An 18,586-nucleotide genomic window follows, 5' to 3' on the forward strand; every position below is an offset into this window, starting at 1 on the left:
CTGTGAACGTGTTGCTAGACCGATGGTCAGGGCTAATCGGGTCCACAGGCTCCCTACGTGCTGATGATGGGGCCACCGGGATCGGGGAAGAGCCTGCTCGCATCATGCCTTCCCGGCATCCTTCCGGAGCTGACTCCGGCAGAAGCGCTGGAGGTTTCGATGGTGCAATCCGTCGCCGGACTGCTCGATTCGGGCAAGATCAGCCGCGCGCGCCCATTCCGCGCACCGCATCATTCGGCCAGCATGGCGGCGCTGACGGGCGGCGGGCTGAAGGTGCGACCCGGCGAAGTCAGCCTTGCGCATCTGGGAGTACTTTTCCTCGACGAATTGCCTGAATTCCAGCGCCCGGTGCTCGATTCGCTGCGCCAACCGCTTGAAACCGGACAGGTCGATGTCGCCCGCGCCAATGCCCACGTGACATTCCCCGCGCGCGTTCAGCTTATCGCGGCAATGAACCCGTGTCGCTGCGGCCATGCAGGTGAACCGGGACACGTCTGCGCACGCGGTCCACGCTGCGCTTCGGAATATCAGGCTCGGCTTTCCGGTCCGCTGCTCGACCGGATTGACCTTCATGTTCAGGTCGCTGCGGTGAGCGCGATCGATCTCGCCCTGCCTCCACCCGCCGAAGGCAGCGCCGAAGTCGCCGCACGGGTCGCCGCCGCCCGCAAGCTCGCGCTTGAAAGAGGCGTCCGCTCAAATGCGGAGCTCGAAGGCGAGAGGCTGGAAGCGCATGCTGCACCTGATGACGCGGGGCGGCATCTTTTGATGCAGGCGGCAGAAAAGCTGCGTCTGTCTGCTCGCGGCTACACTCGAATGCTGCGTGTGGCGCGCACCATCGCCGACCTCGCCGGAACTGCACAAGTAGGCCGCGCCCATATCGCCGAAGCGCTGAGTTACCGCCAGATGATCGGGACACGCTAAGGCGCAGGGCGTGACAGCTCGGCATTGCGGCGGATAAGGTGTGAGGATGCCTTTCCTGGATCCCGCATGGCTGATTTATCTTGGTGCCGGCCTGATGCTGCTGGCCTATGCCATCCGCGACGAATTGCGGTTGCGCACGCTGATCATCGTCTCAACCTTCGTATACATCGCCTACTACTACGCAGTCGACGGCGGACCTCTGTGGGAGGCCATTGTGACCAGCCTGCTGATGGTGGCCGTGAATTTCTGGGTGCTGGGTCAGATCGCGCTCGAACGCACCACGCTGCGTCTATCCGATGATGAAAAACGGCTCTTCGATGCGTTCGAAACGCTGACGCCTGGCCAGTTCCGGCGCATCCTGAAGCTAGCGCACTGGCGCCGCGCCGATGACCCTAACGGGACAGTACTGACCCGCGAGGATGAGCCCTCTGGCGCGCTCTTCTATGTCTTCGATGGGATCATCTCGGTCGAAAAGCGCGGCCATCGTTTCCGCCTGCCCGAAGGCAATTTCGTGGGTGAGGTCGGCTTTGTTCTCAACCGCAAGACCACCACGACTTCGGTTGCGCCCGAGGGTGTCACCTATGTCGAATGGGATGCCGATGCCTTGCGCAAATTGGGGAGGCAACGTCCTGCGCTGGGAAATGCGCTCAATGCCCTGCTTACCCGCGATCTCGCGAAGAAACTCACCGCCAGCTATCGCCCGGACGACGCCCTTCCTCCCGACCGCGAAACTGTCGAATTGCTAGAGGCCGCAGAATAGGCTCAAGCCTGTTCAAAGTCGCGGATCACCTGAAGGAAGGCATCGCCCCAGGTGTCCAGCTTCTTCTCCCCCACTCCCTGCAATTGGCCCAATTGCGCAATTGTATGTGGCCGGTCGCTGGCCATGGCGCGAAGAACGCTGTCATGGAAGATGATGTAGGCGGGAATGCCGTTTTCCTTTGCGAGGCTTGCCCGGCGTTCACGGAGCGCCTCGAACAAGGGATCGCCAACCGGATTGGCTACCGAACCGCCCCGGCGCTTGCGGGTTTTCTTGGGCGGTTCAGCCACCAGCACGCTGCGTTCGCCTTTGAGCACCGACCGCGCCTGTGGCCCAAGCGCCAGCCCACCATGCTCGGTGGTCACCAACATTTCGTGTGCGGTTAGGTGCCGGGTTACCGGCCTTAGCAGTGCGGCGTCTTCGTCGCCTACGATGCCGAAGACAGACAGCTGGTCATGACCCCGCTGGCGCACGCGATCATCGTCGCGCCCCAGCAGTACTTTCTCTATGTGGCCGACGCCGAAGCTCTGACCCGTCCGATAGACCGCCGACAGCAGCTTTTGGGCCACCTCGGTCGCATCCAGCACTTTGGGCGGATTGAGGCAGTTGTCGCAATTGTCGCATGTTGCTGCCGGGTCTTCGCCAAAATGACGCAGAAGGATCGCACGCCTGCAACCCGCGCACTCCACAAGATTGGCGAGCGCATTCAACCTTGCCTGCTCGCTCGGCAATCGCGCCGTGTCGACATCTGCCAGCCACTGCCGCGCGCGCGCGAAATCGGACGCACTCCAGAACAGGTGCGCCTGAGCCGGATCGCCATCGCGGCCCGCGCGTCCGGTTTCCTGATAATAGGCCTCGATCGACTTCGGCAGGCCAGCATGGATGACGAAACGCACATCAGGCTTGTCGATCCCCATGCCGAAGGCGATCGTCGCAACCATCACCATGTCTTCCGAAGCCACGAATTCCGCCTGTGTCGCGGCGCGGCGCTCAGGCGGAAGGCCGGCATGATAGGCAGCAACGGGACGACCCGTAGCCTCCAGCTTCTGAGCGAGATCTTCTGTCGCCTTGCGGCTTGGTGCATAAACGATGCCAGCGCCCGGCGTCTGCCGAATAATCTCGGCGATCTGGCTGGGGCCATTGTTGCGCGGCGAAATCGAATAGCGGATATTCGGGCGGTCGAAACCGGCTCTGATCAGCCCTTCGCTCGGGATGCCCAATTGCTTGAGGATATCACCGCGAGTGACCTCGTCAGCTGTCGCAGTCAGCGCCAATCGAGGAATCGCAGGATAGCGATCGAGCATCGGGCGGAGCCCGCGATAATCGGGGCGGAAATCGTGGCCCCATTCGGAGACGCAATGCGCCTCGTCTATCGCAAAAAGGGCGATGCGGGCATCAGCCAGCAGGCTTTGGAAACTGGAAGTCGTTGCCCGTTCAGGCGCTACATAGAGCAGATCGAGCTCGCCTCGCCGAAGGCTTTGAGCGGTCTGCGCCAGATCGCTGTCTGCCGATGTCATCGACGCGGCCTTGATCCCGACCGCCTGGGCCGCGCGGATCTGATCATGCATCAGCGCGATCAACGGAGAAATGACGATAGCGGTGCCATCGCGGGCAAGAGCGGGAAGCTGATAGCACAACGACTTGCCTGCCCCGGTCGGCATCAAGGCGAGCGTGTGTTCACCCGCCATGACGCGGGAGACAACCGCCTCCTGCGTGCCGCGAAAGCCGCTGAAGCCGAAGGTCGCGCGCAGAATATCATGCAGATCGCCGCCATGTGCAGGCCGCATCGCCGGACTCGTTTCGGGTGAGCGCGGATATCACATCCGCGGCGACAGCATCAGCTGGCAGCCGCCTTCCTTGCGGTCTCCATATCGACCACGCTGCCGCGATCAAGCGCAGGGCCGAGAGTTGCCACAGTCCCGTCCAGCCGTTTCCCGACATCGTCCCGACGGATCATGTTGAGATCGGTGTGATTGAGGATTCGGCCATCATGCGAGAGGATCGACACAGGCCCGATCGGCAGACGATCAAGTCCATCCACCAAGACCGGATCCTCGACTACGAACTCCGAACCGTGCTTTTGCCCCCATTGCCGCAGTGCGATCATCGCGGGCAGCAGGTCGAATCCCTTGTCCGTCAGGCGGTATTCGATCTTGCGTCGATCATCGGCGCAGGGTTCGCGCTTGAGGATGCCGTGTTCGACCAACTTGGCCAGTCTGTTCGAGAGAATGTTGCGGGCGATGCCGAGTTCGGTGAGGAATTCCTCGAAATGCTTCAATCCGTTGAAGCTGGCTCGCAAGATCATGAACGACCAACGTTCGCCCATCACTTCAAGCGCTTGAGGCAGACCGCAATCGATCAGCTCGCGCAGAGGTTCTCTCAATTCGCCCATATCAGTCCTTTCCCCGCAACCTTTCTAGCGGGTTCGACGCCAATCGCAAAACCATGTTGAGAATGGGCGTGAAAAAATTTCAGTTTCTAGTTGCAACCTGAAACCTAATCACATAGGTAGTGATTCGCAACTGGTTTCGAATCGAAACTGTGCGTTGCACAAAAAGAACCAGAAAAGCCCACTCAACCCCGTTCAGAAGGATTCATTGTGATGACCCTCTCCCTCCCCCGGACCGGACGCTTTGCCGTATTCGCCACCGCGCTGCTTTACACCGGCCTCAGCTTTGGAGTTGCCACTTCGACCACTCCGCTTTCGGCTGCCGAAGGCCCCTATTATGTTGCAACGCTTGCCCAACCGACTGACGAAAACCGTGCGGTTGCAGGTGGCGTGGCATGGGCCTGTGAAGGCACGACTTGCGTCGCGAACAAGGGCCCGTCGCGTCCCTCGCGCATTTGCCGCGGCCTTGCTCGCGAAATGGGCGAAATCACCGCCTTCAAGGTCGAAGGCGAAGAGATCGCTGACGACCAGCTCGCTCGCTGCAACGGCAAGTAAGAACGCTCTCCTTCGGGCCGACCGTTCCCCTCTAGGCCCGACCCCGATCGCCTGAACTCTCCACAAAGGCGAAAATCAGACCCCCGGTGCGGCGCATCCCCAACGAAGCGCACCGGGGGTTTTTCCGTCAACCGTTCAGCAACCCCGCATCGACCAGCTGAGCTTCGAGTGTTTCCGCATCGGTAAACAGATGCGCATCCCACCCCCGGCTGCGCGCAGCCTCGATGTTTGCAGGATTATCATCGGTGAAGAAGAGCTCCGCGCCTTTACGCGCCGCGCGTCCTTCGGTGATGCGGTATATCTCCGGATCGGGTTTCGCGACCTTCTCCGTACCTGAAACAATCACGTCGTCGAACAGGTCGAAGATCGGCTGCGTCGGCCGGAAACTCGCCCAAAACTCGTCACCGAAATTGGTCAGGCAGAACAGTGGTACGCCTTGCGCATGAAGCCGCCGGACGAGATCGTGCGTCCCTTCAACCGGCCCCGGCACGGTTTCATTGAAACGCGTTGCATAAGCGCGAATATGCGCTTCATATTGCGGATAAAGCGTGATGCGTTCCGGCACCATATCTGCGAGCGCACGCCCCCTATCATGTTCGAAATGCCATTCCTCGGTCACGACATTGGCGAGAAACCAATCCAGCTCGACCGCATCGTCGATAAGCTTCTCGAACAACGCTCGCAGTTGCCATTCAAACAGCACCCGCCCCACATCGAACACCACCGCCTTGCGCATTTCCATCAACCCCTGGTCCTAAATGGCTGCGGCCCGCGCTCCGGGCTGGAGGCGGGCCGCTTGCATTTCGTCCGTCACCTCGAAGGTGATCGGCCAACCGGTTCAATTAGCCCTGGCGAGCCTTGAAGCGACGATTGGTCTTGTTGATGACATAGGTGCGCCCGCGGCGACGAATCACGCGGCAATCGCGGTGGCGGTTCTTCAGCGACTTAAGGCTGTTGCGGATTTTCATCGGACTGCTCTTTCAAAAACAAAGCGCGCCGGATTCGGTCCGGCGCGCGGAATTTCGAACCGCCACATATGGGCGATTGCCGTTTTCGTCAACCATCTCCTCGGATTTCGGAGAGTTTGCGTTCCCATGCCAGCGCATGGGCGATAATTGTGTCTAAATCATCATGCTGCGGCCGCCACGGCACGGTGGCGCGGATGCAAGACGGGTCAGATATCAGCGAAGCCGGATCCCCCGGGCGGCGCGGCTCCATCCGCCGCTCGATCGTGCGATTCGTCACCCGATCGACGGCATCAAGCACCTCAAGCACCGAAAAGCCACGACCATAGCCACAGTTCATCGTCAATGACCGCTGCGGTTGGTCAATAAGCGCCTCGAGCGCCAGCACATGGGCGGCCGCCAGATCACTGACATGGATGTAATCGCGCACCCCGGTGCCATCAGGCGTATCGTAATCCGTACCGAACACGCTCACCGAATCGCGTTTACCCAGTGCCGCCTCCAGCGCGACCTTGATCAAGTGGGTCGCCCCTGCAGTCGATTGTCCGGTTCTCTTCTGCGGATCAGCACCGGCAACGTTGAAATACCGCAGCACGCAATAATTGAGCGAGTGCGCAAAAGAAGTATCGGCCAGCATCCGCTCGGTCATCAGTTTCGACCAGCCATATGGGTTGATCGGAACTGTGGGCGTGTCCTCGGTTACCGCTGCCACGGTAGGAATGCCGTAGGTCGCTGCAGTCGATGAGAAAATGAAATGCGGCACTCCAGATGAGACCGCTGCTTCAATCAAAGCACGGCTCTTTGCCGTGTTGTTATGATAATATTTGAGCGGGTTCTCGACGCTTTCGGGCACCACTATCGAACCGGCAAAATGCATGATTGCGCGCGTACCCTGTTCGGAGAATATCCGCTCCAGCAATCCGGCGTCTTCGATGTCGCCCTCATAAAGCGGCACGCTCTCGGGAACGGCGAAGCGAAATCCTGTGGTCAGATTGTCGATCACCGCGACCGGCCATCCCGCATCACGCAGGGCCAGAACGGCGTGGCTGCCGATATATCCGGCACCGCCGGTAACCAGAACGGAAGGTTTGACTGTTTGAGACATGCAGCGCGCTTACCAGCATTCACCTGCAAAAGCGTGAAAATCAGACAGCTTTCGCCGAGTTTTTTGCACAGCGGCAATGGTTTCAGGTACAGGACAATCAAAGAGGATGACCATGATGCTCAACACTCGCCACCTGGCCAGAAATGCCCTGATCGCCGCGTCTGCCGCCATTTTGTCCGGCTGTGTCGGTGCCTTTACTGGCCCGGTCGAAGTAACACGGTTCGTCAGCGAGCAGCGCAGTGCGTTAGGACAAGGGACGATCACGATCGAATTTCCCGATGCCATACAGAACCAGCGCGCTCGCAATGCGATCGCAGCGGCGGTTGCCGATGAACTGAGCGAGCTTGGCTATCGGGTCGTGCTGGATGGTTCGGCACAAGCCGATCAGGTCGCAAGCATTCGGACAAGCAGAAATGCACTGGCCGCTGCCAGCAGCCGTGGCCCGGTCAGCGTCGGTGTCGGAGGCAGCACCGGCACTTTCGGAACTGGCGCGGGACTGGGTATCGGGATCAATCTTGGCGGGGGGCAGAACGGACCCAATGTAACAACTGAACTGTCTGTGCGTATAAGCGGGCCGGACGGAAACAGCCTCTGGGAAGGCCGCGCTCAGCAGGCCACCTCCGTAAAGTCACCCTATTCCGATGTGGAGGCGAGTGCTCAAACCCTCGCCGCTGCCTTGTTCAAGGACTTTCCGGGTGGCAATGGCGAAACCGTCATCATCGACGTGGACGAACTTCAGGAATAAATCATGACCCAAATCGCCATCGATGCCGCCTTCGACAGCGGCAACATCGAAGTCTTGTCCATTGACGGCAACACCGCCCGCCTGGCCATAACGCGCGACCACATGAGCGAGTTTGCGCAATGGTTCCATTTCCGCGTCACAGGCGCCCAGGGCGAAGCGGTCGAACTCAAGATCACCGGGCTGAACGCGAGTGCCTATCCGGGCGGCTGGCCCGATTACGATGCCTGCGTCACCGAAGATCGCGAATACTGGACGCGCGCCGCCAGCAGCTTCGACGCTGGCGAAGAAAATGGAACATTGACGATCCGCTACACGCCTGCGGGCAATGTCGCATGGTTCGCCTATTTCGCGCCCTATTCGATGGAGCGGCATCACGATCTCGTATCCGAAGCCGCTGCAAGCGAGGGGGTAGAGCTTGTCCGCCTTGGCACAACGCTCGACGGTCAACCGCTCGACATGCTGGAAATGGGCGAAGGTGAAACTCAGGTCTGGCTTTATGCGCGGCAGCATCCGGGCGAGACGCAGGCAGAATGGTGGATGGAGGGCGCACTCGAGTGCCTGACTGATCCGGCAGATCCCGTGGCCCGCGCTCTGCGCCAGCGTTGCCGACTTCACATCGTCCCCAATTGCAATCCGGACGGTTCACGTCGCGGCCATTTGCGCACCAATGCCGTGGGCACCAATCTCAACCGCGAATGGGCCAACCCGAATCCCGAAAAATCACCCGAAGTCCTCGCCATCCGCAATAGCATGGACGAAACCGGAGTCGACTTCGCCATGGATGTTCACGCGGACGAAGCGATCCCGGCGGTGTTTCTTGCCGGATATGAGGGCATCCCGAGTTGGACCGACGATCTCGGCGAGCAGTTCTATAGCTACCAACGCATCCTGGATCGGCGCACACCCGATTTCCAGACGAAGCTGGGCTATCCCAAGACACCGGCGGGCAAGGCTAATCTGGGCATGAGTACCAATCAGGTCGCCGAACGCTTCGGCGCCTGCGCCATGACCCTCGAAATGCCCTATAAGGATCTGGCTGACGCGCCCGAGCCGGAACAGGGCTGGTCGCCGGAACGCTGCAAGCTGCTTGCCCGCGATTGTCTGGCTGCCCTGCTCGAGTGGCTCGACACAGAATAGGATCGGAACGGGCAATCGCGCTGTTTTCGTGCTACAACCGCCTGAAAGCAGAGGGAGGTTGCCAATGTCACACTCGTTTGATCGCCGCACGGCGCTTGCCGGACTGGGGGCAGCCGGCCTTGTTGCCGTTTCACCTGCACCTGCCTTTGCGCAAGGACTGAACCTGGGATCAATCCTTGGCCGGGCTACGGACAGTGCACTTGATCGACTGGCGCAGCCGGGTGCCTTCTACAATGACGAAGACGTGCGCATCGGCCTGCCGATGCTGGGCAACCTCGGGTCAGGCGGCAGCTCAGGAGGATTCCTCGGGCGCGCACTTGGCGCGGCTTCGCGGTTGGGCGGCCTGCCGGGAATCGATGACATCATTCGCGGAATCAATGATGCGGCTGGCGAAGCAGCGGGTCTGGCAAAGCCGATCTTCCGCGATGCGATCAACGGCCTTTCTTTTGGCGATGCCCCCGGCATAATCCGCGAAGCCGATGGCGGAACGCAATATTTGCGCCGTTCCTCGAATGATCGTCTTTCGGCGGAATTCAATCCGCTGGTCGACGCCGCGCTAACCAAAGCGGGCCTTCACGAGCGGATTGAGGGGATTGCGAACAAGAACTCGCTATTGCGCGATGCAGGGTTGAACCGCGAGAACATCAATGCCTCGGTAACAGAACAGGGGCTCGACGGGATATTCTCCTACATCGGTGCAGAGGAGCGAAATTTCCGCAAGAACCCGTTGCGTGGGCTGGGCAACTTGCTCCGAAACTAATCGAGGTGTGCGGGCCCGAAAGCATAAGGTAGAAGGGCTGACAATGTGACGCTTCGCACCTCATCATTGCCGACACAGAGGATTTCAGGATCGGTCCCACCAAGCTGGGCAAGCTCGTTCAAGACCTGACGACAGCGACCGCAGGGCGTGATGGGTGATCCGTCGCCCTTGTCCCGAGGACCCACCACGGCGACCGCAATCAGACCGCCACGCCGCCCTTGGTTCATCGCCTTGGAAACAGCGTTGGTTTCAGCGCACAGCGCGAGCCCGTAGCTTGCGTTCTCGACATTGGCGCCCGTGACGATAGCACCATCCTCAAACAGCAGTGCCGCCCCCACCTGATAATCGGAATAGGGGGCATAGGCCGCTGCTGCCGCATGCCGGGCCTCGGCGATCAATTGCTGGCGAGATTCATGCGAAACGCTCATCTTTGCACCACCACCCATTCGATCGGCTCCTCCGACGCTTCGCTCACCAATTGGCTGTTGGCACTCCATAGCAGCCAGGGACGACCGGCGTAATCAGGCCGTGCGCGATCGCGAACCAGCCAGAGATCACGAGCAGTCGAGCGCGCCGTATGGTATTGCTCTTCGAATGCCGGGCCCAGTTTGAGGATCACGGGTTTCCCCGCATGCAATTCGATCTGGTTGACCGCGATCATAAGCTCACTCTCGACAGCGGCATCACTAACAGCCGGCTGGCAATCGACCGCGGTGCGCAGCAAGGCAACCGCTGGAGGCAACAGATCATCATCGCGCGGCACCATTCGGGTGAAGCGCGACGATTGTTCATCCGCCTTGATGCAAGGATCGAATGGCTGGACGACGCCGACTTTCAATCCGGCTTCTCGTGCCTTGGCCAGTCTCGGCGCAAATCCCGGGTCGGGCGAAGCGCTTGCGCTGGCCAGTTCGAGATAGACAAATTCAGCTCCGATCGCACGCAACGTCTCGAACCGGACGGGCGCCGCTCCGCTGACGATCATGGCGCCCTGTTCGGGATAAAGCCCCTCATCGGGCCGCCAGCTTCGCATGTCCCACCAGAGCCAGGCCGCAAAGCCTATCGCGATAAGAGCGATCAGTGCGCCCCCGCGAAAAAGCCAGCGGGACATTCCGCCGCCCCTTGTCTTGCGCGCCCGCGCCATCATCGCCCGCCTATCCCTTGATGTGGAGCACGCAGATCAGCGTGAACAGTCGCCGGGCCGTAGCGAAATCGGTTTCAACCTTCCCTTCGAGCCGTTCGACAAGCAGTTCGGCTGCATTGTTGTGGATGCCGCGCCGGGCCATGTCGATTGTCTCAATCTCTGCCGGTGTCGCCTTTCGGATGGCTTGATAATAGCTGTCGCAAATCGCGAAATATTCACGGATCGGGCGACGAAAGCGGGCAAGGCCGATCAGCAAGGTTTCGAGCGGCTGTTCATCCTTGTCGGAGATTTCCATTGCCAGCCGGCCGTCCTGAACAGACAATCGCAGCCGATACGGCCCCTTGGCTCCGCGCTCGGCACTACGGACCGGCTTGAAGGTGTTTTCCTCGATCAGATCGTAGATCGCCACGCGGCGTTCCTGCTCAACATCGGCGTTGCGCCACAGAATCGTCTCTTCGTCGAGCGATATGTGCGCAATGCGATGCGCGCCGGCAGGCACGTTTGCTGAATCGGGTGGCCAGTTTTCCATCACTGCCAGCCTTCGCAGATGCGAGGGTCAGACTTCAAGCATTACGAGTCGCAATCCCCGCTATCCACAAGCGGGCGTTTCAAAATAGTCGCATGTAGCGCTTGCCCGATCAGAGCCTCGGGCGCATCAGGTCGGCATGGCCGAACCCACCCCCCTGCACCGCATCGAATCGGAATCCGACACCGCCCGTAAACTACCCTCCAATCTGGAAGCAGAGGCGGCATTTCTGGGAGCGGTGCTGATCGATAACCGGGTGCTGGAAGAATTGCAGACGCCGATTCGACCCGAACACTTCTTTGAGCCACTGCATGAACGCATCTTCGATCGCATCCTCAAGATGATCGAGCGCAATGCGACGGCTTCGCCGGTTACATTGCGCCCGCATTTCGAAGCGGACGAGGCGCTCAAGGAACTTGGTGGAACAAAGTATCTTGCACAATTGACGGCAAACGGCGCTGGGCTGCTCGCGCCACGTGAGCTGGCACAGCAGATTTATGACCTCGCCCTGTTGCGCGAGTTGGTGAGCGTAGGACGGGGACTGGTCGAAGGCGCGCTCGACACATCGGAAGAAACCAATCCGATGGACCGCATCAGCCAGGCCGAGGCGGATCTCTACCGCGTGGCCGAAGGCGCAGCGACGGGGGGCGAAGCATCCACCTTCCGCGATGCATCGCTCAAGGCGATCAGGATGGTCGAAGCCGCGATGAATTCAGGCGGCGGATTGTCGGGCAAGACCACTGGTCTTGAAACCATCGACCAGAAAACCGCAGGCCTCCACGATTCCGACCTCATCATCCTCGCCGGGCGCCCCGGGATGGGCAAGACATCACTTGCCACCAATATCGCGTTCAACTGTGCCGAGGAGCATCTGAAGTGGCAGCGTGACGGGGGCGAACACAATTACGGAGCGCCGACAGCCTTCTTCAGCCTCGAAATGAGCGCGGACCAGTTGGCGACCCGTATTCTGGCAGAGCAATCCGAGGTTTCGTCCGAAGCACTGCGCAGCGGTTCATTGAGCCGCGACGATTTCCAGAAACTCAGCTTTGCCAGTCAGCGCCTTGCCGAACTCCCGCTCTATATCGATGACACGCCCGCCCTTACGATCGGCGCACTGCGGACGCGGGCGCGGCGGTTAAAGCGTCGGCATGACATCGGCCTTATCGTAATCGACTATCTGCAACTGTTGCAGGGCTCGGGGCGTGCGAACGACAACCGGGTGAACGAGATTTCGGAAATCAGCCGGGGTCTCAAGACCTTGGCCAAAGAACTGAGCGTACCAGTTATCGCGCTGTCGCAGCTGAGCCGCGCGGTGGAGCAGCGGGACGACAAACGCCCGATGCTTTCCGACCTCAGGGAATCGGGCTCGATTGAGCAGGATGCCGACATGGTCTGGTTCATCTACCGCGCCGACTATTACAAAGAAGCGTCGCGACCCGACATGCCCAATCCCGACGGTTCAAGCTCGGTCGAAGTGCAGGAGAAGTATAGCCAATGGGAAGCCGAATACCTTGAGGTAAAGAACAAGGCGACGCTGATCGTTGCCAAGCAGCGCCACGGTTCGACCGGCAATGTGCCGCTGCACTTCCAGAGCGAGATCACCAAATTCTCGTCACCCAACACCCGCGATTATTCGAGCTGGGGTGTGGAATAGGAGACTGCCCGGCGAGCATCACTGCCCTAGGTTAAGTCGCCGCGTAACTGTGTAGTCGAGCGCATAAACGAGCCAAAAGCTCGCATTCCAGCGCAGCCGATTGAACCAGCCAGCCTTTTGATTGAACCAGTCTGCGGTTACCGGTTCGCTGTGCGCTTCGAGATGATCGATCAACTGGCGCATCTGGCTTGCCAGTTCCGCGCCTTCGATCCGCACCATCAATTCAAGATTCAGCCGGACGGAACGCATGTCCATGTTGGCGCTGCCGATATAGGTGATGTCGTCAACAACCAGCAGCTTCATGTGAAGCTTGCAGGGTTGGAATTCGGCAATGCGGGCTCCCGATCCGATCAGGGCTGAATACAGCGAGCGCGAGGCGCCGATCGTTGCCCCGTTATCGGTCTTGCCCGCCATGATCAGGCGTGCCTCACCTCGCCGGGACAAGCTTTGAATGAGCTGCCGAAAGCTTCTGGGGGGCGAGAAATAGGCCATAACCAGGTCCAGTCTGCTGCCATTCGCCAAATCGCGCTTAAGTCGTCGCGCCCAGCGGCTGTTGGCAAAGGTCGGACCGCCAAGGATCAACTGCATTGGCCCTTCATCGGGTTCCCATTCGCGGACCAGTTGCCGGATCGCCCGAAACTGGGAATCGGGTTTTGAAATCCAGCGTTCGAGCTGTGAGAACCATTCTGAAAAACGACCGGCCAGCGGCCCTTCGATCTGCGCTCCCAGATCGCACCATCAGTTTTCCTCGGGCGGCTTGAAATAGTGATCGGAGATGTTGAACCCGCCCGTGATCACGCTTTGGCCATCGAGAATCAGGAATTTCTGATGGTTGCGGATCAGGAAACGGACGTTCCACCGGGCTGAAAACCGGTCGAACCGGGCACCGGCCTCGATCAGCGGCGCAAAGAAAGTATCTGGTGCATCGCTCCCGAAAGCATCAACGATCAGGTGAACCGCAACACCCCTGCGCGCTGCGGCAATCAGCGCGGCACGAACAGTCTCTCCGGCCTCATCTGCCTGAAACAGGTAGAAGAAGCCGTAGAGCGAAACCTCTGCATGATCGATCGCGTCCAGCAACGCCGCGAGCCGGTCTGCTCCGGCTGGGAAAATGGCGATCCTGTGGCCTGCCACGCTGACTTCAAACGGTTTCGCATCCTCGAAACCACCCGGTGCATCGGAACCGCCTTTCCAGCGTTCAAGGCCATGGTCGGGCTTTGCGCCGGTTGGATCGGATTTGGGCATGGGATTGCATTAGCGCCAAGGTAACGCATTGCGCAATTTCTTGACTCTCATCGCCCTCATCCCTAGGTGCTGCGCCTTCTCAGAAAACCTATTCGTGAAAGAGGCCGTGAATGGCACGCGTTACCGTTGAAGATTGCGTCGACAAGGTTCCGAACCGGTTCGATCTGGTGCTGCTCGCAGCCCAGCGTGCGCGGGAAATCTCGGGCGGTGGCGAACTGACGATTGATCGCGATCGCGACAAGAACCCGGTTGTGGCCCTGCGCGAGATCGCTGAACAGACGATCCGCCCCAAGGACCTGCACGAATCGCTGGTAACCGGCCTGCAGAAGATCCTGCCGGATGACGAAGACGACGCGGATGAAATCGGTTCGCTCAGCCAGTCGGCCGAGGCGCTCCGTATCACTGCGAGCGCTCCGGCACGATCGACTTCGATCGGTTCCGATTACGACGGCTGATTGCAGTCTCCATACTGCGGGAAGCAAACCGTCCCGTTTTGAAAAGGCCGCCAGAAATGGCGGCCTTTTTCGTTTGAACCATGTAGACACTAGGATTGCGCTTGGTCGCATGACACTATTCTGACGCTGAAGAGCAAATGCTTGTCTTGCAACGCCCGGCGCGCAACACCGCAGACGTAACAGAACCGTAATATTCTGGTTGTGTTTTAAGCCAGAGCCCGTTCGAAAGGTAATCTAACAAAATCATGCCATCGATCGCAGTCTATAGCGTCAAGGGAGGCGTCGGCAAAACCACCTTCGCGGTTAACCTTGCGTGGTGCGCCGCGAACATTTCCCGGCGTGAGACTTTGCTGTGGGATCTGGACGCATCGAATGGTTCGGGTTTCCTGCTCGGGATAGACCCCAAGAAGAAGCGTGCGGCCGAAAGCGTATTCGACCGGCACAATGATCCTGCCAGACTCATCCAGAAGACCGCTTTCGACCATCTCCATTTGCTGCCCGCGGACGAAAGTATCCGGACGCTCGACCGTCAGTTCGACAGAATAGGCAAGAAGAAACGCCTGGCAAAGCTGACGGAGCAGCTGGGGAAGGAATATGATCGCATCATCTTCGATTGCCCGCCGGTCTTGAACGAAATCAGCGGCCAGGTGATGCGCGCTGCCGATCTGGTGATCGTGCCTCTTCCTCCTTCACCGCTTTCCTCGCGCGCGCTTGATCAAGTCGTCGAGGAAGTGCGCGGTGCAGGCACCGGTCATCCTCCAATCTTGCCGGTCATGTCGATGGTGGACATGCGGCGCAATCTCCATCGCGAAGCGCGGGAGGCAAACCCCAAGTGGCCGATTGTCCCCCTTGCCAGCGCCATCGAACAATGCGCAGTCGAGCGGCAACCCGTGGGTGCCTTTGCCCCCCGGTCCCCGGCAGCGCGCGCCTTTGCGCAATTGTGGACCGCGATCGAGCGGAAGCTGGCCAAGAGCAAATAGGCACGCATTGGCTTTTGCCGAGCCGAGCCTATAGTGCGTTGCAGCTTTTGAGGCACAGCGACGGGGGCCTGCACGCATGAGCGATGTTGCCGAAGGCATTGGCGGAGTAATCGAAGGGGCGTTGACCGGGCGCGCTATCGAACCGAACCACGGCAAGAGCGGGCTTGATGGAGGCGAAGCAGATGCTTGCCGGAATTGCGGCGCCCAACCGCTCGGCTCCTTCTGCCAGAATTGCGGACAGAAGACCCACGTACACCGCACCCTTTCGGCAATCTTTCATGATCTGATCCACGGCGTGCTGCATCTGGATGGAAAGTTCTGGCTGACGCTCCCATTGCTTGTCTTCAGACCCGGCAAGCTGACGCGCCGTTACATCGAGGGGGAACGCGCCAAATTCGTAAGCCCGATGGCGATGTTCCTGTTCAGCGTGTTCGCCATGTTCGCCGTCTTCCAGATGATCGGGCTCACTACGCCGACCGATCTTAACTTCGACGACGCGGCAGCTGACTTGCGAGGTCGAGCCGAGACGCAGGTGCAGGCGTCGGAAGCGGAGATTGCCAAGCTGCCCGAGGGTGATGCCCAGCGTGTCAGGCTTGAGAATGACCTGGAGACAGCCAATGCGATCCTTGCCCGGACACAATCGCAAACGGTTGCTGCTGGAACTTCGGCGGAAGAAGATGCGACGGCAGGCTTCGACCTGCGCGATCTCAAGGTCAACCTGACCGGAATTGAATCGCTGGATCAGGGTATACTGAAGAAATGGCGGGATAATCCCGGCCTGATGCTCTACAAACTGCAAGCGAATGGGTACAAATTCAGCTGGTTGCTAATCCCGCTGTCGATCCCCTTTGTCTGGCTTGTGTTTGCATGGAAGCGTCGGTTCAAGGCGTATGACCACGCCATTTTCGTGACCTACTCCCTGTCATTCATGTCGCTGCTGTTCATCACGGCATCGCTCCTTGCGATGATACCGGATGTTGGAGGGCTTGTTGCCTTGCTGCTTGTGCTTGTGCCGCCCATCCACGTCTACAAGCAATTGCGTGGAGCCTATGATCTCAGCCGCTTCTCCGCGTTCTGGCGGCTGATGGTCCTGAGCTTTTTCATCTGGATCGTGCTGATCCTGTTCCTGCAGGCGCTGCTGCTGATCGGGGCGTTCTAGACCTAGCAACGGAAACGGGCGCGCGGATCATCTCCGCGCGCCCGTCCGATTTTCCTATGAAGGCGTTCAGGCCCCTTGGGGTGCTTCGCCACCCTTATTGCCGAAGCGCTTGCCCGCCTTGGGAATAGCGGAGCCCTTGGTCGGCTGCACAGCCACGTTACCGCGCGGTTGATCCGGGCGATCAATCTTGCCGTTTTCCATCAGCTGGTTGATTTCGTCACCGGTCAGCGTCTCGTACTCAAGCAATGCCTGGGCAAGCAGATGGAGCTTGTCCTCCTGTGCAGTCAGGATGTCGGTGGCGCGCTTGAGGCCCTCTTCAACCAGTCGCTTGATCTCGGCATCGATCAATTTGTTTGTTTCCGCCCCCGCCATGGTGCGCATGGTCTGACCCATGCCGAGATAGCCTTCCTGACTGTCTTCGTACTGGAGCGGGCCGAGCTTTTCGCTCATGCCCCATTTGGTCACCATGTTGCGTGCAAGGCTGGTCGCGTACTGGATATCACCCGAAGCACCACTCGACACCTTGTCGTGTCCGAAGATGATATCCTCTGCCACGCGGCCACCCATAGCCACCGCAAGGTTCGCATGCATCTTGTCACGGTGATAGGAGTAGCTGTCCCGTTCCGGCAGGCGCATCACCATTCCCAGCGCACGGCCGCGCGGGATGATCGTCGCCTTGTGGATCGGGTCCGACGCAGGTTCGTTGATGCTGACGAGCGCGTGACCTGCCTCGTGATAAGCGGTCATCTTCTTCTCGTCTTCGGTCATGACCATGCTGCGCCGTTCCGCGCCCATCATGACCTTGTCTTTAGCGTCCTCGAACTCCTGCATCGCCACCAGCCGCTTGTTGCGGCGCGCGGCGAGAAGCGCAGCTTCGTTGACGAGGTTCGCCAGATCGGCACCCGAGAAACCGGGCGTGCCGCGGGCGATTGTGCGCGGGTTCACGTCAGGAGCCAGCGGCACCTTCTTCATGTGCACGCCGAGGATCTTCTCGCGCCCGTCGATATCGGGGATCGGAACCACGACTTGACGGTCGAAACGGCCCGGACGCAGCAGTGCGGGATCAAGCACGTCGGGCCGGTTGGTCGCGGCGATGATGATGATGCCTTCGTTCGCCTCGAAACCGTCCATTTCAACCAGCAGCTGGTTCAGCGTCTGCTCGCGCTCGTCGTTCGAATTGCCGAGGCCGTGACCGCGCGAACGGCCAACAGCATCGATTTCATCGATGAAGACGATGCACGGGCTGTTCTTCTTGGCCTGCTCAAACATGTCGCGAACGCGGCTGGCACCGACGCCCACGAACATTTCGACGAAATCGGAGCCTGAAATCGTGAAGAAAGGCACGCCTGCCTCACCCGCGATGGCGCGGGCAAGCAAGGTCTTGCCGGTACCTGGCGAGCCCACCAACAGCGCTCCCTTGGGAATCTGGCCGCCAAGCTTGGAGAACCGCTGCGGGTCCTTCAGAAATTCGACAATCTCCTCCAGCTCCTCACGGGCTTCGTCGATCCCGGCGACATCGTCAAAGGTCACGCGCCCCTGACGCTCGGTCAGCAATTTCGCCTTGGACTTGCCAAAGCCCATTGCACCGCCGCCACCGCCTTTTTGCACCTGACGCAGCGCAAAGAATGCGATGCCGAGGATCAGGATGAACGGCAGGGATTGCACCAGCAGGATCAGGAAGATGTTCTGCTGTTCGCGTTCCTTACCCGTGAACTGCACGCCGTTTTCTTCCAAAAGGCTGGCAAGCTGGGTATCGTTCGGAACCGGAACTGTGCTGAAGGAATCGCCATTGTTCATGGTGCCCGTGATCAGATCGTCACCGATTTGCACGCTCTTCACACTGCCAGCAGCAACCTGATCGCGAAAATCGGAATACTGGATCTGCGTACCGGGTGTCTGGCCCGCGCCGCCGAACATCGAAACCACCAGAAGCAGTGCGAGGAATACCCCGCCCCAGATCATCAATTGCTTGACCCAAGGGTTTTGCCCTTCGGGAGGCTGCTGGTTGGGGTCGTTCTGATCGCTCATGCGTCGGATTCCTTTCTCAGCGAACAATGTAGGATTGCGCCGCTGAATGGCAAGATAATGCGCA

The 18,586-nt window shown here is 59.7% G+C and carries 20 protein-coding genes and 1 pseudogene; 10 read left to right on the forward strand and 11 right to left on the reverse strand.

Annotated features, from left to right (window positions below; all coding sequences use genetic code 11):
* Nucleotides 1-57: 57 nt before the first annotated feature.
* Nucleotides 58-921: pseudogene (locus L1K66_RS00160) on the forward strand (YifB family Mg chelatase-like AAA ATPase); the annotation flags it as partial.
* 46 nt (nt 922-967) lie between these two features.
* Nucleotides 968-1,681, forward strand: coding sequence for a Crp/Fnr family transcriptional regulator (locus L1K66_RS00165; protein ID WP_252258922.1), 714 nt, complete (start codon nt 968-970; stop codon nt 1,679-1,681).
* Nucleotides 1,682-1,683: 2 nt separating this feature from the next.
* Here the strand turns inward: L1K66_RS00165 and recQ are convergent, their stop codons facing one another.
* Both recQ and L1K66_RS00175 read right to left on the reverse strand, forming a co-directional pair.
* Nucleotides 1,684-3,465: a DNA helicase RecQ gene (gene recQ, locus L1K66_RS00170; protein ID WP_252258924.1), complete on the reverse strand. Its 1,782-nt coding sequence runs from the start codon at nt 3,463-3,465 to the stop codon at nt 1,684-1,686.
* 50 nt (nt 3,466-3,515) lie between these two features.
* A complete protein-coding gene (locus tag L1K66_RS00175; protein ID WP_252258926.1) occupies nt 3,516-4,070 on the reverse strand; it encodes a winged helix-turn-helix transcriptional regulator in 555 nt (184 codons plus the stop codon).
* A gap of 210 nt (nt 4,071-4,280) precedes the next feature.
* Between L1K66_RS00175 and L1K66_RS00180 the strand changes: the two genes are divergently transcribed.
* Nucleotides 4,281-4,622 carry a CC_3452 family protein gene (locus L1K66_RS00180; RefSeq protein ID WP_252258927.1) on the forward strand — a complete coding sequence of 114 codons (342 nt, stop codon included), beginning with the start codon at nt 4,281-4,283 and terminating at the stop codon, nt 4,620-4,622.
* Between the two features lie 127 nt (nt 4,623-4,749).
* On the opposite strand, the gene L1K66_RS00185 is transcribed toward L1K66_RS00180, so the two are convergent.
* The 3 genes from L1K66_RS00185 to galE all read right to left on the reverse strand — a co-directional run bounded on the left by L1K66_RS00185 (nt 4,750) and on the right by galE (nt 6,692).
* A complete protein-coding gene (locus tag L1K66_RS00185; protein WP_252258929.1) occupies nt 4,750-5,358 on the reverse strand; it encodes an HAD family hydrolase in 609 nt (202 codons plus the stop codon).
* Between the two features lie 106 nt (nt 5,359-5,464).
* A complete protein-coding gene (gene ykgO, locus L1K66_RS00190; RefSeq protein WP_007165381.1) occupies nt 5,465-5,590 on the reverse strand; it encodes a type B 50S ribosomal protein L36 in 126 nt (41 codons plus the stop codon).
* Between the two features lie 88 nt (nt 5,591-5,678).
* Nucleotides 5,679-6,692, reverse strand: a complete 1,014-nt coding sequence (galE, locus tag L1K66_RS00195) for a UDP-glucose 4-epimerase GalE (RefSeq protein WP_252258931.1) — start codon at nt 6,690-6,692, stop codon at nt 5,679-5,681.
* A gap of 112 nt (nt 6,693-6,804) precedes the next feature.
* Between galE and L1K66_RS00200 the strand changes: the two genes are divergently transcribed.
* The 3 genes from L1K66_RS00200 to L1K66_RS00210 all read left to right on the forward strand — a co-directional run bounded on the left by L1K66_RS00200 (nt 6,805) and on the right by L1K66_RS00210 (nt 9,334).
* Entirely contained in the window at nt 6,805-7,437 is a 633-nt protein-coding gene (locus L1K66_RS00200) for a hypothetical protein (RefSeq protein ID WP_252258933.1), read from the forward strand.
* 3 nt (nt 7,438-7,440) lie between these two features.
* Nucleotides 7,441-8,574, forward strand: coding sequence for a M14 family metallopeptidase (locus L1K66_RS00205; protein ID WP_252258935.1), 1,134 nt, complete (start codon nt 7,441-7,443; stop codon nt 8,572-8,574).
* Between the two features lie 64 nt (nt 8,575-8,638).
* Complete coding sequence (locus tag L1K66_RS00210) at nt 8,639-9,334, forward strand: DUF4197 domain-containing protein (RefSeq protein WP_252258936.1); 696 nt, start codon at nt 8,639-8,641, stop codon at nt 9,332-9,334.
* Here the strand turns inward: L1K66_RS00210 and L1K66_RS00215 are convergent.
* The 3 genes from L1K66_RS00215 to L1K66_RS00225 are packed head-to-tail and all read right to left on the reverse strand — an operon-like array spanning nt 9,331 to nt 11,004.
* Nucleotides 9,331-9,780, reverse strand: coding sequence for a cytidine deaminase (locus L1K66_RS00215; RefSeq protein ID WP_407931961.1), 450 nt, complete (start codon nt 9,778-9,780; stop codon nt 9,331-9,333). The genes L1K66_RS00210 and L1K66_RS00215 overlap by 4 nt on opposite strands.
* Nucleotides 9,759-10,442 (reverse strand): glycoside hydrolase family 25 protein, encoded by a 684-nt coding sequence (locus L1K66_RS00220; protein WP_252258938.1) that lies wholly within the window; start codon nt 10,440-10,442, stop codon nt 9,759-9,761. The genes L1K66_RS00215 and L1K66_RS00220 overlap by 22 nt, the downstream gene beginning before the upstream one ends.
* A gap of 43 nt (nt 10,443-10,485) precedes the next feature.
* A complete protein-coding gene (locus L1K66_RS00225; protein ID WP_252258939.1) occupies nt 10,486-11,004 on the reverse strand; it encodes a UPF0262 family protein in 519 nt (172 codons plus the stop codon).
* 136 nt (nt 11,005-11,140) lie between these two features.
* Here L1K66_RS00225 and L1K66_RS00230 point away from each other — a divergent pair, with 136 nt between their 5' ends.
* Complete coding sequence (locus tag L1K66_RS00230; RefSeq protein ID WP_252258941.1) at nt 11,141-12,655, forward strand: replicative DNA helicase; 1,515 nt, start codon at nt 11,141-11,143, stop codon at nt 12,653-12,655.
* A gap of 18 nt (nt 12,656-12,673) precedes the next feature.
* On the opposite strand, the gene L1K66_RS00235 is transcribed toward L1K66_RS00230, so the two are convergent.
* Entirely contained in the window at nt 12,674-13,243 is a 570-nt protein-coding gene (locus tag L1K66_RS00235; RefSeq protein WP_256471473.1) for a phospholipase D-like domain-containing protein, read from the reverse strand.
* 150 nt (nt 13,244-13,393) lie between these two features.
* On the reverse strand, nt 13,394-13,900 hold the full coding sequence (locus tag L1K66_RS00240; protein ID WP_252258943.1) for a phospholipase D-like domain-containing protein: 507 nt from the start codon (nt 13,898-13,900) through the stop codon (nt 13,394-13,396).
* A 110-nt stretch (nt 13,901-14,010) separates the two neighbouring features.
* On the opposite strand from L1K66_RS00240, the gene rpoZ reads away from it, so the two are divergent.
* From rpoZ to L1K66_RS00255, 3 genes are all read left to right on the forward strand, one after another.
* Entirely contained in the window at nt 14,011-14,355 is a 345-nt protein-coding gene (gene rpoZ, locus L1K66_RS00245) for a DNA-directed RNA polymerase subunit omega (protein ID WP_252258945.1), read from the forward strand.
* A gap of 245 nt (nt 14,356-14,600) precedes the next feature.
* Nucleotides 14,601-15,335: a ParA family protein gene (locus tag L1K66_RS00250; RefSeq protein WP_252258946.1), complete on the forward strand. Its 735-nt coding sequence runs from the start codon at nt 14,601-14,603 to the stop codon at nt 15,333-15,335.
* Between the two features lie 76 nt (nt 15,336-15,411).
* Nucleotides 15,412-16,494 (forward strand): DUF3667 domain-containing protein, encoded by a 1,083-nt coding sequence (locus L1K66_RS00255; protein ID WP_252258948.1) that lies wholly within the window; start codon nt 15,412-15,414, stop codon nt 16,492-16,494.
* A 66-nt stretch (nt 16,495-16,560) separates the two neighbouring features.
* On the opposite strand, the gene ftsH is transcribed toward L1K66_RS00255, so the two are convergent.
* Nucleotides 16,561-18,522 (reverse strand): ATP-dependent zinc metalloprotease FtsH, encoded by a 1,962-nt coding sequence (gene ftsH / locus L1K66_RS00260; RefSeq protein ID WP_252258949.1) that lies wholly within the window; start codon nt 18,520-18,522, stop codon nt 16,561-16,563.
* Between the last annotated feature and the right edge of the window lie 64 nt (nt 18,523-18,586).

This window comes from Erythrobacter aurantius, assembly GCF_023823125.1.
Lineage (GTDB): Bacteria > Pseudomonadota > Alphaproteobacteria > Sphingomonadales > Sphingomonadaceae > Erythrobacter > Erythrobacter aurantius.

What these genes read in the sequence shown, in the direction of transcription:
- L1K66_RS00235 (WP_256471473.1), bottom strand. Translation starts at nt 13,243, where the DNA reads ATGCAGTTGATCCTTGGCGGTCCGACCTTTGCCAACAGCCGCTGGGCG.
- L1K66_RS00210 (WP_252258936.1), top strand. Translation starts at nt 8,639, where the DNA reads ATGTCACACTCGTTTGATCGCCGCACGGCGCTTGCCGGACTGGGGGCA.
- L1K66_RS00230 (WP_252258941.1), top strand. Translation starts at nt 11,141, where the DNA reads ATGGCCGAACCCACCCCCCTGCACCGCATCGAATCGGAATCCGACACC.
- galE (WP_252258931.1), bottom strand. Translation starts at nt 6,692, where the DNA reads ATGTCTCAAACAGTCAAACCTTCCGTTCTGGTTACCGGCGGTGCCGGA.
- L1K66_RS00205 (WP_252258935.1), top strand. Translation starts at nt 7,441, where the DNA reads ATGACCCAAATCGCCATCGATGCCGCCTTCGACAGCGGCAACATCGAA.
- L1K66_RS00255 (WP_252258948.1), top strand. Translation starts at nt 15,412, where the DNA reads ATGAGCGATGTTGCCGAAGGCATTGGCGGAGTAATCGAAGGGGCGTTG.
- L1K66_RS00240 (WP_252258943.1), bottom strand. Translation starts at nt 13,900, where the DNA reads ATGCCCAAATCCGATCCAACCGGCGCAAAGCCCGACCATGGCCTTGAA.
- L1K66_RS00200 (WP_252258933.1), top strand. Translation starts at nt 6,805, where the DNA reads ATGATGCTCAACACTCGCCACCTGGCCAGAAATGCCCTGATCGCCGCG.
- L1K66_RS00225 (WP_252258939.1), bottom strand. Translation starts at nt 11,004, where the DNA reads ATGGAAAACTGGCCACCCGATTCAGCAAACGTGCCTGCCGGCGCGCAT.
- recQ (WP_252258924.1), bottom strand. Translation starts at nt 3,465, where the DNA reads ATGCGGCCTGCACATGGCGGCGATCTGCATGATATTCTGCGCGCGACC.
- ftsH (WP_252258949.1), bottom strand. Translation starts at nt 18,522, where the DNA reads ATGAGCGATCAGAACGACCCCAACCAGCAGCCTCCCGAAGGGCAAAAC.
- L1K66_RS00180 (WP_252258927.1), top strand. Translation starts at nt 4,281, where the DNA reads ATGACCCTCTCCCTCCCCCGGACCGGACGCTTTGCCGTATTCGCCACC.
- L1K66_RS00215 (WP_407931961.1), bottom strand. Translation starts at nt 9,780, where the DNA reads ATGGGTGGTGGTGCAAAGATGAGCGTTTCGCATGAATCTCGCCAGCAA.
- L1K66_RS00185 (WP_252258929.1), bottom strand. Translation starts at nt 5,358, where the DNA reads ATGCGCAAGGCGGTGGTGTTCGATGTGGGGCGGGTGCTGTTTGAATGG.
- L1K66_RS00220 (WP_252258938.1), bottom strand. Translation starts at nt 10,442, where the DNA reads ATGTCCCGCTGGCTTTTTCGCGGGGGCGCACTGATCGCTCTTATCGCG.
- L1K66_RS00165 (WP_252258922.1), top strand. Translation starts at nt 968, where the DNA reads ATGCCTTTCCTGGATCCCGCATGGCTGATTTATCTTGGTGCCGGCCTG.
- ykgO (WP_007165381.1), bottom strand. Translation starts at nt 5,590, where the DNA reads ATGAAAATCCGCAACAGCCTTAAGTCGCTGAAGAACCGCCACCGCGAT.
- L1K66_RS00175 (WP_252258926.1), bottom strand. Translation starts at nt 4,070, where the DNA reads ATGGGCGAATTGAGAGAACCTCTGCGCGAGCTGATCGATTGCGGTCTG.
- rpoZ (WP_252258945.1), top strand. Translation starts at nt 14,011, where the DNA reads ATGGCACGCGTTACCGTTGAAGATTGCGTCGACAAGGTTCCGAACCGG.
- L1K66_RS00250 (WP_252258946.1), top strand. Translation starts at nt 14,601, where the DNA reads ATGCCATCGATCGCAGTCTATAGCGTCAAGGGAGGCGTCGGCAAAACC.